The organism is Shimia sp. MMG029, from assembly GCF_027947445.1.
In the GTDB taxonomy this organism is placed as follows: domain Bacteria; phylum Pseudomonadota; class Alphaproteobacteria; order Rhodobacterales; family Rhodobacteraceae; genus Shimia.
Genome location: NZ_JAQJIM010000002.1, coordinates 322,371 through 336,958, shown reverse-complemented (window position 1 = coordinate 336,958; position 14,588 = coordinate 322,371). Strand labels below are relative to the sequence as shown.

9 protein-coding genes are annotated in these 14,588 nt (G+C 60.9%); 2 read left to right on the top strand and 7 right to left on the bottom strand.

Annotated features, from left to right (window positions below; genetic code table 11):
- Positions 1-12: 12 nt before the first annotated feature.
- The gene (locus PJL69_RS08395; RefSeq protein WP_271309248.1) at positions 13-2,661 is read left to right on the top strand and encodes a methyl-accepting chemotaxis protein; all 2,649 of its coding nucleotides are present in this window, start codon (positions 13-15) and stop codon (positions 2,659-2,661) included.
- Positions 2,662-2,737: 76 nt separating this feature from the next.
- On the opposite strand, the gene PJL69_RS08390 is transcribed toward PJL69_RS08395, so the two are convergent.
- Genes PJL69_RS08390 through gpmI form a run of 3 tightly spaced genes read right to left on the bottom strand, consistent with a single transcriptional unit; the run spans position 2,738 to position 6,738 of the window.
- Positions 2,738-4,072 (bottom strand): S41 family peptidase, encoded by a 1,335-nt coding sequence (locus tag PJL69_RS08390; protein ID WP_209097148.1) that lies wholly within the window; start codon positions 4,070-4,072, stop codon positions 2,738-2,740.
- Between the two features lie 3 nt (positions 4,073-4,075).
- Positions 4,076-5,221 (bottom strand): murein hydrolase activator EnvC family protein, encoded by a 1,146-nt coding sequence (locus PJL69_RS08385; protein ID WP_271309247.1) that lies wholly within the window; start codon positions 5,219-5,221, stop codon positions 4,076-4,078.
- Positions 5,218-6,738, bottom strand: coding sequence for a 2,3-bisphosphoglycerate-independent phosphoglycerate mutase (gpmI, locus tag PJL69_RS08380; RefSeq protein WP_271309411.1), 1,521 nt, complete (start codon positions 6,736-6,738; stop codon positions 5,218-5,220). The genes PJL69_RS08385 and gpmI overlap by 4 nt, the downstream gene beginning before the upstream one ends.
- A gap of 196 nt (positions 6,739-6,934) precedes the next feature.
- Between gpmI and PJL69_RS08375 the strand changes: the two genes are divergently transcribed.
- On the top strand, positions 6,935-7,867 hold the full coding sequence (locus PJL69_RS08375; RefSeq protein ID WP_271309246.1) for a CatB-related O-acetyltransferase: 933 nt from the start codon (positions 6,935-6,937) through the stop codon (positions 7,865-7,867).
- On the opposite strand, the gene PJL69_RS08370 is transcribed toward PJL69_RS08375, so the two are convergent.
- Genes PJL69_RS08370 through PJL69_RS08355 form a run of 4 tightly spaced genes read right to left on the bottom strand, consistent with a single transcriptional unit; the run spans position 7,864 to position 14,573 of the window.
- Positions 7,864-9,906 (bottom strand): hypothetical protein, encoded by a 2,043-nt coding sequence (locus PJL69_RS08370; RefSeq protein WP_271309245.1) that lies wholly within the window; start codon positions 9,904-9,906, stop codon positions 7,864-7,866. The genes PJL69_RS08375 and PJL69_RS08370 overlap by 4 nt on opposite strands.
- Positions 9,907-9,919: 13 nt before the next feature.
- Entirely contained in the window at positions 9,920-12,688 is a 2,769-nt protein-coding gene (locus PJL69_RS08365; protein ID WP_271309244.1) for a DUF4159 domain-containing protein, read from the bottom strand.
- The gene (locus tag PJL69_RS08360; protein WP_271309243.1) at positions 12,685-13,569 is read right to left on the bottom strand and encodes a DUF58 domain-containing protein; all 885 of its coding nucleotides are present in this window, start codon (positions 13,567-13,569) and stop codon (positions 12,685-12,687) included. The genes PJL69_RS08365 and PJL69_RS08360 overlap by 4 nt, the downstream gene beginning before the upstream one ends.
- Positions 13,566-14,573: an AAA family ATPase gene (locus PJL69_RS08355; RefSeq protein ID WP_271309242.1), complete on the bottom strand. Its 1,008-nt coding sequence runs from the start codon at positions 14,571-14,573 to the stop codon at positions 13,566-13,568. The genes PJL69_RS08360 and PJL69_RS08355 overlap by 4 nt, the downstream gene beginning before the upstream one ends.
- Positions 14,574-14,588: the final 15 nt, after the last annotated feature.

The window sequence follows — 14,588 nt, the reverse complement described above, 5'->3', positions numbered from 1 at the left end:
AGAGGTACACCCATGCTCCGTTCAAGGTGGTTTCAAATCCTGCGCAAGCTGAATGTTCTGTCGAGCATTCGCGGCAAAATCACGTTTCTTTTGCTCACGCTCATGGCTGTCGCCTTTGGGGCAGGTTATGTGAACTATCAGTCGTTTGACCGCGTTGATCAAAGTGTGCGTCAGATGACTGACAGCGATTTGCCACAGCTGGCACAAAGTAGCGCGCTGATCATGTCTGCGAGCCATACCAAAGATGCGATGATTGCAGTGTTGGTTGCCAACACGGCTGCGGAGCTTGGAGAAGCGGCACAAAAGGTGCAAATGTCGGGCGATGAGTTGACCCAAGCTGTGGGCGCGCTTCCGGAGGAGACAAAAGCGGGCTTTGAGGCGGATCTTGCGCAAGTTGTGCAGAGGTTGAAGTCTTCGATCACTGCGCGCACATCAGCATTTGCGCATACAGAACAATCCAACATGATGATCGAGGCGTTGCAGCAGGCAGGTGCGGAGTTGACCGGCGCATTGCTGGAAATTGCTGACGATGCGTATTTTGATATCGTGATTCAGGGCGAAGATACGATGGCATCGATTGATGCCACGCTGCTGGATCTGGTGGACACGCGGTTTGCGACGCTTCAGGCGTTGCTGGACACACGTGCAGAGATTAACTTTCTGACCGGGGTGTCCTTGGCAATGTCGACCTCCAAGGATCGCGCCATGCGTTCGATCCTTTCCGACCTTGGCATTTCCTCTCACAACCGTTTGAAAGAGGCGCTTGTGACTTTGACAGGATTTGAAGCGGGTGCGCCGGTTGCGGAGTCTCTGCAAGAGGTTTCGGATGGGCTGCTGAAAGCGATTTCTGCGGGCCTGATTGGGCGTGGGGTGCCGCGTGACGAAGTGCTGTCCATTCGTCAGCGTGCGGATGCGATCTTGGTGAGCGCCGTGGATGACATGCTGTTTGAGCTGACCATTGCGGCCGATGATGCTGCCACCGGCAACCGGGATGCCATTCAGGGACTGTTGGACAATGAAGTTGCGTTTATCAACGCGCTCTTGGAGATCAATTCGTCGCTTGGCGTGTTTCAAAGTGAAGCTTTGAAAGTTGTGACGGCGCACACAGTTGAGGATGCGCTGGGCAAAGAGAAAACCATGGCTGCTGCTGCGGGCAAGCTTGCGTCCTATCGTGATTTTGGCGATGGCAGCATTGCCGAGAGAATTGACAAGATCACGGCAATTGCAGTGCCGGGAGAAGGCCTCGCAGCGCTGCGCATCAAGTCCATTCAGGCGGATGAAGCCGCGAGTGACGCGGCACATGCCACTGTGAATGCGGTGCTCAAAATTGCGGGACAGGCGTCGATGCTGGGGCTCGACAGTCAGGAGACAATCACAACGCAGGCGGTGGCGCTGGCTGGGGATGCCTCAACAGTCAAAGAGCATCTCAAACTTATGGGATGGGCGGCGCTTGCCCTGATCGGTGTGGCATTGCTGTTGACCCATTTCCTGATCATTCGGCCATTGGATGGGATCAGCAAGACAACCGAACGCCTGTCGCAGGGTGACATGAGCCCGGTGGCAGGATTTGAGCGGGCCAGCGATGAGATTGCACGCATTGCCACTGCGCTGAAGGTTTTCCGCGATGGTCTGGTGGAAAAGGAAGAAAACGCGCGTGTCGCGGATGCGGAGCGGGAGAAGAGCCGGGCTGAACAGATGGCTGCGGTGGATGCAATTGGCACGGGCTTGGCCAAGCTTTCTGAAGGGGATTTGAGCTACCGGATTGAAGCGGAGCTGACAGAGGGCTACGCCAAATTGAAGGATGACTTCAACACAGCGGCGGAAACACTGAATGACACCGTGCAGGAAGTTGTGAGTGTTGCGGAATCTATTCGCAATGGCTCTGCGGAAATCAGTCAGGCCTCGGATGATCTGGCCCATCGCACGGAGAGCCAGGCCGCGACGTTGGAAGAGACCGCATCGTCGATTGAAGTGCTGACCAACAGTGTGAAATCGGCTGCTGATGGCTCACAGGATGCTGCGTCCACCACGGAAAATGCCAGTGAAGAAACCGCAGAAAGCCGAATGGTTGTGGAAGATGCCGTGCGCGCGATGCAGGACATTGAGACCAGTTCGTCGCAGATCGCACAGATCATTGGTGTGATTGATGATATTGCTTTCCAGACAAACCTCTTGGCGCTGAATGCGGGTGTTGAGGCGGCGCGTGCTGGTGATGCGGGGCGGGGGTTTGCAGTGGTGGCCTCTGAGGTGCGGAGCCTGTCACATCGCACGACAGACTCAGCAAGTGAAATCAAAGCGTTGATTTCCAAGAGCACGCAGCAGGTGGAACATGGTGTTGAACTGGTTGCCAAGACCGGTGAGGCCCTGCGCAGCATTTCTGATCGTGTTGGCCATATTTCCGGATTGGTGAGCAATATCGCCCAGTCTTCTGCGGAGCAGGCCAGCGGGCTGGCAGAAGCGAATAAGTCCGTCGCGCATCTTGATCAAGTGACGCAGCAAAACGCAGTGATGGTGGAAGAAACAAGCGCAGCGGGGCAACTGTTGAGTCAGAACGCAGAGAAGCTCTCTGGTTTGATGGCGCATTTTGCAGTTTCGGACGCGCAGGACGCCCTGGATGAGCTTGCCCAGCAGGACGATGGATCGCAATGGGCCGCGGAGTGACCGCGCACAGCCCATGAAAATGACAAAGGGCGCTGAGAGATCAGCGCCCTTTTTTGTTTCATCAGTCGCCTGATGATTACTCTTTTGGTCCCAATGCAGAGAGACCTTTGAGGATGTCGAGCGCGTAAGCGAGCTGATAATCCTCTTCGCGCAGCTTGGCCGCTGCTTCAGCCTTTTCGCGGTCTTCTTCGATTTGGCGACGCTCATCCTCGGTCAGGCTGTCGTTGTTGAGGCTGCCGCGCAGATCCGCTTCGCTGCGGATATTGCGGGCGTTCTCCTCTTCCTCCTCGGTTTCAGGGGCGCGGCGTGGCTGTTCAACCACGATGTCCGGGCTGACGCCGAGGGCCTGAATGGAGCGGCCTGAAGGGGTGTAGTAGCGCGCCGTGGTGAGACGCATTGCACCTTCGCCGCGCAGAGGCATGACGGTTTGCACAGACCCTTTACCAAAGCTCTTGGTGCCCACAACGATGGCGCGGCGGTGATCTTGCAGCGCGCCTGCCACAATCTCAGACGCCGAGGCAGAGCCGCCGTTGATCAGCACCACAAGCGGCTTGCCTTCGGCCAGATCGCCAGGGGTGGCGTTGTAGCGTTCACCATCCTGCGGGTTGCGGCCACGTGTGGAGACAATCTCGCCTTTTTCAAGGAAGCTGTCAGAGACGCTGATCGCCTGTGTCAGCAGACCACCGGGGTTGTTGCGCAGATCGAGCACGATGCCATTGACGTTGTCGATGCCGCCGAGTTCTTCGACCTGTTTTGCAAAACCGCTCTCAAGGTTTGGTGTGGTCTGGTCGTTGAATGTGGTGACACGCAGCACAACGCTGTCGCCCTCCGTGCGGGAGCGTACGGCGGTGAGCTTGATGGTGTCGCGGATGATGGTCACGTCAAACGGTTCCGGCTCGCCTTCGCGCACCACGGTGATCACGATCTCGCTGCCCACCGGGCCACGCATCTTTTCCACGGCTTCGTCGAGGTTCAGGCCCAGAACGCTTTCGCCATCCACATGGGTGATGAAATCGCCTGCCTCAATACCAGCAGAGGCCGCCGGGGTGTCATCAATCGGGGAGACAACTTTGACAAAGCCCTCTTCCTGCGTGACTTCGATGCCGAGTCCGCCAAATTCGCCCCGTGTCTGCACGCGCATGTCGTTGGCGTCATCGGGGGACAGATAGCTTGAGTGTGGGTCAAGTGAGGTCAGCATGCCGTTGATGGCCGCTTCGATCAGGTCGGCTTCGTCCACCTCTTCGACATATTGAATGCGGATGCGTTCAAAGATGTCACCAAACAGGTCAAGCTGTTCATAGACGTTGGTCTTGCGTTCGGTTTCTTGCGCTAGGAGCGGACCAGCCACTTGAGTGGTGACCAATAGCCCCGCTAGGATGCCTCCTGTCGCGGCGGCGACGAACTTCTTCATTGCTTATCCATCCTCATTCGTTTGGAACCACGTTTCCGGGTCCACGGGCGCCTTGCCCTCTCTGACTTCTATATAGAGCGTTTCTGGCCGTGCATTGCCAGCGTCATCACCAGACTGTGAGAGAATTGCACCGGTTTCCAATTCATTTCCTCCCATCAAGCCCACAGGTGCGCCTTCGGACAGCACCTGACCCACATCGCCAAACACCTGTGCAAGACCGGCGAATATGAAGAGTACACCCGGTTGCGGCTCAAGGATCATCACGTTCCCGAAATTCAGGAATGGACCGCGGTAGCGAATTGTCGCCGGGGTCGGGCTGACCACCAGAGCGGCGGGGCGTGTTGCCAGCACCAGCCCGGGGCGGCGAATGCCGGCTGCGTCGGCCTCTCCCGAGCGGCGCAGAACGGTTGCGGCGACAGGCAAGGACAGCGCTCCTTTGCGGTCGCGCACGTCAGGCAGATGGATTTCCTGCAGCCCTTCGACCTGCAGATCCACCAATGCGCTGGCAAAGCCTTCAAGCGTTTCGGTGGACGCAATCAGCAATGCGGTCTGCACAGGATCTTCGGTGAAGCGGAGTGGCGGATCTTTGCGGTCTGCAATGGCCTTGGACAATGCGGTGCGCGCATCCTGTGCGCCGGTCAGGCCATTCTGAAGGGTTTCTGCGGCGCCCTCTTGCAGGCTGCGCAGAATGGAGACTTCTTCGAGGTCGCGACGCACCTGTGCGGCTTTGGCTTCAAGAGCGGGAGCGACATCGGCAATGATCATCCCAGAGCGCGCTGTGCCCATAGGGCCACCGGGATGCACCAAAATCACCGGGGCTGGGCCTTTTGACATGGACTGGAGCACGCCGAGCAGGCTCGCGATTTCGACCTCTTGTGCCTTGAGCTGTCGCGCAAGCTGTGCCTCGCGAATGGAGGCGCGTCGCAGCCCCGCGCGTAGGGCCGTAAGACCGGTTTCGTAGGCTTGCACCACAGATGTGAGGGATTTGACCCGATCACGGCTGGTTTTGGCCTGCGCCAGGGCGACGGTGGCCTCTTCCAGTTGCAACGCTGCCTGGCGTGCGGCCTCTGCGGGATCGGTCTCTGCATGCGTCAAGGACGCGGCAAGACTGAGGCCAAGCACAGCCAGAAAGGTGCGGAGATGTCTCAAGAGATCAGGCTCTCCCCGGTCATCTCAGACGGTTGATCCAGATCCATCAGCTGCAGCAGCGTTGGGGCGAGATCGGCCAGACGGCCATCGCGCAGTTTGGTACCCTCTGGGCCATTGACCATAACCACAGGCACCAGATTGGTGGTGTGGGCGGTGTGCGGCCCGCCGGTTTCGGGATCCACCATGACTTCGCAGTTGCCATGATCGGCGGTGACAATCATGGTGCCGCCAGCGGCCTCAAGTGCGGCGCGCACTTTGCCAAGCCCGTTGTCCACGGCTTCGCATGCGGCCATCGCGGCCTCAAGGCTGCCGGTGTGGCCGACCATATCGGGGTTGGCAAAATTGGTGACGATGAGATCATAGCCATGCTCAATCGCGGCCACGAATTTCTCGGTCACCTCATCTGCGCTCATTTCCGGCTGCAGGTCGTAGGTGGCAACCTTGGGGGACTTGGGCATGAAGCGGTCTTCGCCTTCAGACGGGGTTTCTTCACCCCCATTGAGGAAGAAGGTCACATGCGGGTATTTCTCGGTTTCGGCGAGGCGAAACTGCGTTTTGCCGTGTTTGGCGACCCATTCGCCCAGCGTGTTTTTGATATCCTGTTTGGGATAGGCGGTGGTCATATAGGCGTTGTGGGCCTCAGAATAGTCGACCATGCCCAGCACAGTGGCCCAGTTTGGGCGGGCAGATGCGTCAAAATCGGTGAAGTCAGGCTGCGCCAAGGCTGCGAGGATTTCGCGCGCGCGGTCAGCACGGAAATTGAGACAGAAGAAGCCGTCGCCGTCTTTAGCACCGGTATAGCCGTCAATCGCAGTGGCGACGATGAACTCATCGCTTTCGTCGCGGGCGTAGGCGGCTTCCACCGCGGATCTGGCATCGGCGGCGCTGTGGGCCGCGGTGCCGGATGTCCAGGCTGTGAAGGCCTGAGACACACGTTCCCAGCGGTTGTCGCGATCCATCGCATAGTAGCGTCCGGTGACGGTGCCGACGGAGGCGCCCTCTGGCAGGTTTGCCATGAGCGTGTCGATATAGGTCAGCGCGGACCTTGGCGCGACGTCGCGGCCATCGGTGACCGCATGCAGCACCACGGGCACGCCTGCGTCTGTGATCGCCTTGATCGCTGCGATCACATGGGTGATGTGACCGTGCACACCGCCATCAGAGACCACGCCCATCAGATGCGCTGTGCCGCCGGTCTGTTTCAGCGTTGCGATAAAGGCCTGCAAGGCAGCGTTTTCAAAGAAGGAGCCATCCTCAATCGCCAGATCAATTTGACCAAGATCCATGGCCACAACCCGACCTGCGCCGATGTTGGTATGGCCGACCTCGGAATTGCCCATTTGCCCGCTGGGCAGGCCCACATCCGGGCCATGTGTGATCAGTGTGGCATGGGGGCCATCCGCAATCATGGCATCAAAATTTGGCGTTTTGGCCAGAAATGGCGCGTTGGCTTCGGTTTGCTCAGACAGGCCCCAGCCGTCCAAAATGCACAAAACAACGGGCTTGCGTGCCATGATCTTCTTGCTCCAGTGGGATTATACGCCTCAATCACTGGCGTTCTAGCGTGCCACAGAGGGTGAAGAAACCCGTTTTTGGCAATTGCCCACAGGCTGAGCGTTTGGTGGCACATATGGCTGGCAATTTGTGGTAAACGCATCCTTAACCGCGCTGTGCGATAAACGGGGCAACTTTTGCAAAGAGAGCTTTCGTCAGGTGGCCAATATCAAACCGTCCCAACTTCGCCCGTTTGGTGAGTTGACGCCGCAGGGGCTGCGTGTGGTGCAGGGGATTGATACGCGGGGCAAACATCTGCATGTGCGGTTTGAAGCACCCAGTCAGCTGAACAATGCGCCAGCGTTTTACTATCAAGACCTTGAGATCGGGATGTATTCCTATCTGCGCACGGGGATTGTGCGTTATGTGGATCGGATCGGGCGCTATTGCAGCATTGGCCCTGGCGTGACGATTGGCGAAGGCGAACATCCCACCAACTGGCTGTCGACCTCGCCAAGTCAGTACACCTATGAGCAGTTCAAGTTCTATCCGCCCGAAAAAGAAGCCACCAAACGCCGCCGCGTGGCACGCACTGCCAAAAACAACACCGGTGCGCAGGGACATGTGACCATTGGGCATGATGTCTGGATTGGTGGCGGGGCGACCATTCGGCGGGGTGTGAAGATCGGCCATGGGGCGATCGTGTCTGGCAATGCCTTTGTCACCAAGGATGTGCCGCCCTATGCGATTGTGGCGGGGCTTCCCGCGCAACACATGCGGTTTCGCTTTGACCGTGCAGTGATTGAACGACTGCTGGCCCTGCGTTGGTGGCGGTTTGATATCAATGACCTTGCCGGTGTTGCCTTTGATAACATTGAGACCGCGCTGGATGAGATTGAGGCGCGTGAAGCTGCGGGTGAGATTGCGGAAACCCCTCAATCTTTCAAGAGTGTGCAGATCTACACCAAAGGGCATCATGGGCTGGGCGTCGAAGTGAGCGCGCCGCGCAGCTTTCCTGCGCCGGAAGCGGATCCACTGGGCTTGTCGATGTTGCAGAAATTTGAGGCTGAGCAGGCCAAAGCCGTGCGGGAGGCGCGCCTGTTGTTCCGCCTAGGGCGCAAAGCGCGTACGCTGTTGCCACGTCGCGGCTAGGTGCGGCCTTCGCGCAGCCATCCTGTGAGAATGAAACCTGAGGCGAGCAGCAGAACCAGCCATGTTGGCAGCAATGATGCGCGTGCAACATCGAGCGTTTCATAAGCCTCGCGCGGGGTGAGGCCGATCCAGTTGCGGCCGGCAGCGGGGCGGCCCGCACGCACGTTGCGCAGGCTCGGTACGCCGTCCTCAAGGCGCAGAACGCCGCCGCGGGTGGCCTCTTGCAAGGGGGCGAGCACCTCGGCGCTGGCGATGGTTTGCTCAAACTCACGGGGGGCCGCAGGGCCGAGGCCGACCACAGTTTCTTTGTCATCCTGATTGAGGCGGTAAAGGCCGATCTCTGCGCCGTCATAGCGTGTTTCAAATTGGCCCGGGCTGGTCTCCTTCATGGAGAGGGTTTCGGTGTCGCCAGACGGGGTGGTGATGATGACCTCGCCAACCTCCTCAGACAGGCTGCGTCGGATGATGCGCAGGCTTTGACCCGTCGGCTCGGCCCAGAGCGCCTCCTCTTCGAGTTCCGGCTCGCCCATCATCCAATGGGCCAAGCGGCGCAGGAGTTCGAGCTGCGGGCCGCCGCCCTCAAATCCTCGCGCCCAGAGCCAAGCGTGATCGGAGGCCAGCAGGGCAACACGGCCTTCCTCGACACGGTTGAGCACCAGAAGGGGGCGGCCTTCGGTGCCGGTCATGAGCACGTCACCCGCATCTGGTGTGACTTCAATCTGGCGCAGCCAGCGGCCCCATTCGCCCTCCATGGGCAGCCCTGCGGTGACCGGGTGACGCGCGCCAAGGTCGCTGACTTCTGCCCGGAAAGCCTCTTCGACCACGCGGGCGGTGGGGCTGGCGGGCAACACATCGGCAAGGGGCGAGCGATAGATGCTGTCGGCGCTGGCATAGTCTGGTCCTGCGGCCACAAGCACGGCCCCGCCGCCACGCACGTATTGGGCCACATTGTCGAGATAGAGTGAGGGCAGGATGCCCCGGCGCTGGTAGCGATCAAAGATGATGAGATCAAAATCGTCGATCTTTTCCAGAAACAACTCGCGGGTGGGAAAGGCAATCAGGGAGAGTTCGCTGACCGGTACACCGTCCTGTTTTTCCGGGGGACGCAGGATGGTGAAATGCACCAGATCGACAGAAGCGTCTGATTTCAGAAGGTTGCGCCAAGTGCGCCCGCCGGGGTGCGGCTCACCTGAGACCAGAAGCACGCGCAGGCGGTCCCGCACGCCATTGATCTGCACAAGGGCGGCATTGTTGCGGTCAGTGAGTTCGCCTTCGGCAGTCGGCAGGGAGAACTGGATCACATTGCGCCCGCCATGGGGCAGGGTCACAGGCAGTTCAATGTCGCGGTCAATGGGCACCATGAAGCGTTGCGGTTCTTCGCCATCCACGGAAATGTCGAGCGGCACGCGATCTGCGTTTTGCGGCGCGGCCCCGCTGTCTTCGACACGCAGGGTCAGGGTGACGGGTTCGCCCAGAATGGCAAAGGCCGGTGCGTTGCGCACGATCAGACGACGGTCCCAGTCGTCTGATTGTCCGCTGAGCAGCAGGTGGAAGGGGGCTGGCAGCTCTGGGGCCATTTGCATGTCGTGGACCTGACCATCGCTGAGGGCGACGATGCCTGCAATACGGCCTTGCGGCTCTTGGGCGAGGGCCTCTGACAAAGCCGCCATCATTTCGGTGCCACCATCCCCGCTGGCGTCGCGTACGGGGACCCGGCGCACTTCGGTGTTGGCGCGGGCCTCAAGCCGGGCTTGCAACTCAGCGGCGGCGGCGTCGGTCTGACTGGGGCGGTCTGCAAGGCGCTGGCTGGCGGACTGATCGACCAGCATCAGGACAATGTCGCTGAGGGCGGCGCGGTTTTCGGTTTGCCAGACGGGGCCTGCAAGGGCGGCCAGCACCACAAACGCTGCCAATCCACGCCAGCCCCAGCCGTTCAGTCTGCGCCACAGCGCGAAGGAGACTGCAACGGTGCAAAGCGCCACGAGCGCAGCCAGCAGCCACAGTGGCACGATCGGGTCAAACATCAGAGATCCGGTCATGAGCAGCCTCGCGTCATTGGCCCAGCCGATCCAGCAGAGCAGGCACATGAACCTGATCGCTTTTGTAGTTGCCGGTGAGCACATGCATGATGAGATTGATGCCGAAGCGGTAGGCCAGCTCGCGCTGGCGCTCTCCCGCGCGGCCCCGGCCCACGGGAAAAAGCGTGTTGCCGCGTGTGTCAACAGCCCAGGCGGCGGCCCAGTCGTTGCCGCCGATGACCACAGGTGTCACGCCATCATTGAGATTGCGAAACGGCATGCCTTCGATCCGCTCGGCATCCGCTGGGGCAGCTTCGACCCAGACATCGCGGTTCATGTAGCGGCCTGGAAAGTCTTGCAGCAGATAGAACGTGCGGGTGAGCACGTGGTCTTCGGGCAGAGGGTCCAATGGTGGAATGTCGAGACCTGCCGCAAGGCGTTGCAACATGCGGCCTTCGGGGCTGGCGGTGCCAAAACGCGCCACGTCGGCATCGCGCGTGTCAAAGAGGATCATGCCGCCGGAGCGCAGATAGGCATTCAGCTTGCCATAGGCCTCACGCGAGGGGATCGGCTGATCGGGGGTGATGGGCCAGTAGAGGAACGGGTAAAATGCCAGCTCGTCTGTTTCCAGATCAACGGTGGTGGGATCTGCGGGTTCAATTGAGGTGCGGAAATACAGCACATTGCTGAGGCCGCGCAGGCCAGCAAGGGCTGTGTCATCGACTTGCGGGTTGCCAGTGCGCACGTGGCCCAGCACCACCTCATAGCTGTTTATGGCTTTGGCGGGTGGGGGCAGGTCCTCTTGGGCGAATGCGTCTGGCGACACCAAAAGCAAAGCCAGCACACTGGCCGCAGCGCGCGCGCCCCAAAGGCGACCAGAGACCAAGAGCGATGCCAGCAAGTCGATGGCCAAGAGGATCAACGCGGCGGAGAGGAACAATCCTGCGAGGTCACGTGTCACCGCACCGCGCAGCCCCTCGACAGGGACGGTGACGGGCCAGCTTTCTGGGCTAAGCGTGGCACCAGCTGCAAGAACCGGAAGCGCAAGGATTTTGTCGCCGTCCCGATAGAGGCCGGGACGCAGGGTTTCGCCGAGCCTGGCCGTGGCGAGGGCTTCGCCGCTGACACCGGGCAGAGTCTGTGCATCTTCCAAGCGGCCAAAGCCGTCGAGCACTTTCAATGGTTGCCATGTGGTGCCTGTGAGCCGTGTTTCGGAGTCGGTGCCCACAGCGCTGAGCACGGCAAGACGATCCAGCATCTGCACAAACAGGCCAGACAGCGGCAGGCCGGACCATTCTGCATTGGCGGTGACATGCATGAGCACAACCTGGCCTTCGCCCACAGGCTTGCGGGTGACAAGAGGGGTGCCGTCGCTCAGGCTTGCGATCACACGATCCGCCAATGTGGGATCCGGCTGGGCCATGACCTGTGCGGTGACGGTGACCTCTTCGGGCACATCAAGACCAAAGAAGGGGCTGTCCTGATCAAAGGGGGCGAGGGATTTCGGCTCTCCCCAACTCATCGCGCCGCCAATGCTGCGCCCGCCAGCGCGCAGGCGCACGGGCAGCAGGGGATCCTCTTCGGAGCGGCTGATTTCACTGGCGGCAAGGCGGGGGCCGGCAAAGCGTAAGAGCAGACCGCCGGTTTCAAGCCAGGCCAGCATGGCCTCTGTTTCGCCATCTGAGAGGATCGCGACATCTGCCATGACGATCACATCCGGATTGGCGGGCAGGATGTCCGCAAGCGGGCCTTCGATCACGTCCGCGCTGGGCACAAGAGCCTGACGCAAATAGTGCAGGGGCGAGAGCAGTTGCAGCCCTTCGCGATCGTCGCGCCCTGCAATAAGCGCGATTTCGCGGCGGCGCAGGCTGTCATCACTCAGCGCCACTGCGCCCGCGGAGCGCAGGCCCGCAAGTTCGAAGCGGGAGACGCGGGCGCGCAGCTCTGAAGGTAGCACAATGGCGTTTTCGGTGGAGGTGGCGCCAAGATCAAATTCCAGCGGGAGGGTTGCGAGCACGCGTTCTGCGCCGCTGGGATCGGTGCCGATCACCTGTGCGGTCACATCCCGCGCAGGGCCGCTTTGACTGCGGATCGCGCTGAGCAGCAGGCGCCCATCTTCGTATGTCGCTGGCAGCAGGCCGGTGGTGGGCAGGCCGGTTTGAATGACGCGCACTGCCCCGCGCGCTTGCAGCGCTGTGAGCAGGGTGCTGCGCCCTTCACGTGCAAGGCCATCTGACAGCCAGACCGTGTCAAAGGTTTGATCTGCAAGGGTTTCAGACAGGTTGGTGGCGAATGTCTCCATCGTGGCGCTGTCTGGTGCCCATGCCATTGGCGTCACGCCCGCGAGGCGGCTTTGCAGCGTATTGGCTGGCAAGAAGCGCAGCTGTTCTGGCATGGTAAGCCGCTGCACTGAGGCGGTGCGGCCATCGCGGGCGGCTTCGTCTAGCAGCGCGGCCACCATCTCGCGGCGTGCTTCCCAATCAGGGGCCGAGGCCCAACTTGCGTCCATCAGGATCAGGAGAGGGTCCTTGCCCGCTTCGCGGCTTTGCGGGTTGAGGAGCGGGCCAGCCAGCCCGATGATCAGAGCCGCGAGCGCCAATGTGCGCAGTAGCAGCAGCCACCACGGGGTGCGGTCTGTCACGGTGTCTTCGTCAGACAGGCCCAGAAGCAGAACCACACCGGGGAAGCGACGTTTGATCGGGGCGGGGGGGATTGCGCGTAAAATGAGCCAGAGCACCGGCAGCGCAATCAGGGCCGCCAACAGCCACGGGGTGGCAAAGCCGATGGCCAACCCGCCAATCATGCGCGTTTCTCCAAGGCGCGGTGCGCCCAGAGCAGGGCCGATTGCGCGCTGTGTTGTGTGGTGTGGTAGCCATAGAGCCAGCCAGTGACGCGGCAGAGATCTTTCAATGCCGCCTGCCGTTCGGCAAGGCGCTCTAGATAGCGGTCTTTCAGATCATCGGCCTTTTTGGTGTCATGGCTGAGGCCGCCGCCCATGCTTTCAAAAATCGCGCGTCCACGATAGGGGAAGCTTTCCTCAGCGGGATCGAGAATTTGCAGGCACACGCCGCGCACACCGCGATCAGAGGCTTTGGCAAGGGCTGCGGAGACGGCTTCAAAATCGCCCATGAAATCAGACACAAACACCGCGCGGGCATGGGGCAGCATCGCGCGGGCTTCTGGTGTGCCGTAGTCGGGCAGGTCGCCCTCCAGATCATCGCGCAGGAACATTTCAGCAAGCCGCAGGATCTGGGCTTCGCCTCGACGGGGGGGCAGATCGGTGCCTGTGAGGCCCACGCGCTCGCCGCTGCGAATGAGCAGGATGGCAAGCGATAGCGCCAGAAGACGCGCGCGATCGGCCTTGCTGGGCAGGCCGGTGTCGCTGGCAAACTGCATCGACGGGGCGGTGTCGACCCACATCATGATCGATTGCGCCACCTGCCATTCACGTTGACGGACAAACTGCGCATCCGATTTGGCGGAGCGCCGCCAGTCGATCATGCGCAGGCTGTCACCGGGCTGAACCGGGCGGTATTGCCAGAAATCGTCGCCCATGCCTGCGCGGCGGCGGCCATGTTCGCCCAGAAGCACCGTGCCCGCCAGATGATCCGCCTGCGCTAGCAGGGGCGGCAGGCGCGCGGCCTCCGTCTCGGCGCGGCTGCGCAGATGCAGGGCTGCGTTCACGCGGCGGCTCCCATGGTGTCAAACCGGGCGACGGTTTGCGCGATCAGGTCGGGCAGGGATTCGCCCCGCGCACGGGCGGCAAATGTCAGCGCCATCCGGTGGCTGAGCACGGGGCCGGCCATGTCGATCACATCTTGCGCATTGGGCGCAAGGCGGCCCTGTAAGAGGGCCTGCGCGCGGACGGTCATCATCAGCGCTTGCGCTGCACGGGGGCCGGGGCCCCAGGCAACGTTTTCGCGCACGGCCTCGCTCGCGCTTTCATCATCGGGGCGGCAGGCACTCACAAGATCAAGGATCAGCTCCATCACGCTTTCCCCCACTGGCATACGGCGCAGTAAGGTTTGCGCGGCGATCAGCTCGTCTGCGGTGAAGACTTCATGGGCCTCATCCTCTTGCACACCTGTGGTGGCCAGAAGGATGTCACGCTCTGTGTCGCGGTCTGGGTAAGGCACATCAATTTGCACCAGAAAGCGGTCAAGCTGTGCTTCGGGCAGTGGGTAGGTGCCTTCCTGCTCAATCGGGTTCTGCGTGGCGAGCACGTGAAAAGGGGCCTCCAGCGGGCGGTCTTCGCCGGCAACAGTGACCTGTTTTTCCTGCATGGCCTGCAAAAGGGCCGACTGTGTGCGCGGGCTGGCGCGGTTGATCTCATCGGCCATCAGAAGCTGGCAGAAAATCGGGCCGGGAACGAATCGGAAGCTGCGCGCGCCGCCTTTGGCTTTCTCCAGAACTTCGGAGCCAAGAATATCGGCAGGCATCAGATCGGGGGTGAATTGCACGCGGTTGCCATTGAGCCCCATCACTGTGGAGAGGGTGTCCACAAGGCGGGTTTTGCCAAGGCCCGGCAGGCCGATCAGCAGGGCGTGGCCCCCACATAGCAAGGCGGAAAGGGTCAGATCGACGACACGTTCCTGACCGATGAAACGGCGAGTTATGGCCGCCTTGGCTGCGGCCAGCTTGGTGCCCAGAGTTTCGATTTCTGCGACCAGATCGTTCTCATCCGCCATGCTGACTCTCCCGTA

Coding starts and splice junctions, on each gene's coding strand:
- PJL69_RS08395 (WP_271309248.1), top strand. CDS start 13: ATGCTCCGTTCAAGGTGGTTTCAAATCCTGCGCAAGCTGAATGTTCTG.
- PJL69_RS08390 (WP_209097148.1), bottom strand. CDS start 4,072: ATGAAGAAGTTCGTCGCCGCCGCGACAGGAGGCATCCTAGCGGGGCTA.
- PJL69_RS08370 (WP_271309245.1), bottom strand. CDS start 9,906: ATGACCGGATCTCTGATGTTTGACCCGATCGTGCCACTGTGGCTGCTG.
- PJL69_RS08365 (WP_271309244.1), bottom strand. CDS start 12,688: ATGATTGGCGGGTTGGCCATCGGCTTTGCCACCCCGTGGCTGTTGGCG.
- PJL69_RS08355 (WP_271309242.1), bottom strand. CDS start 14,573: ATGGCGGATGAGAACGATCTGGTCGCAGAAATCGAAACTCTGGGCACC.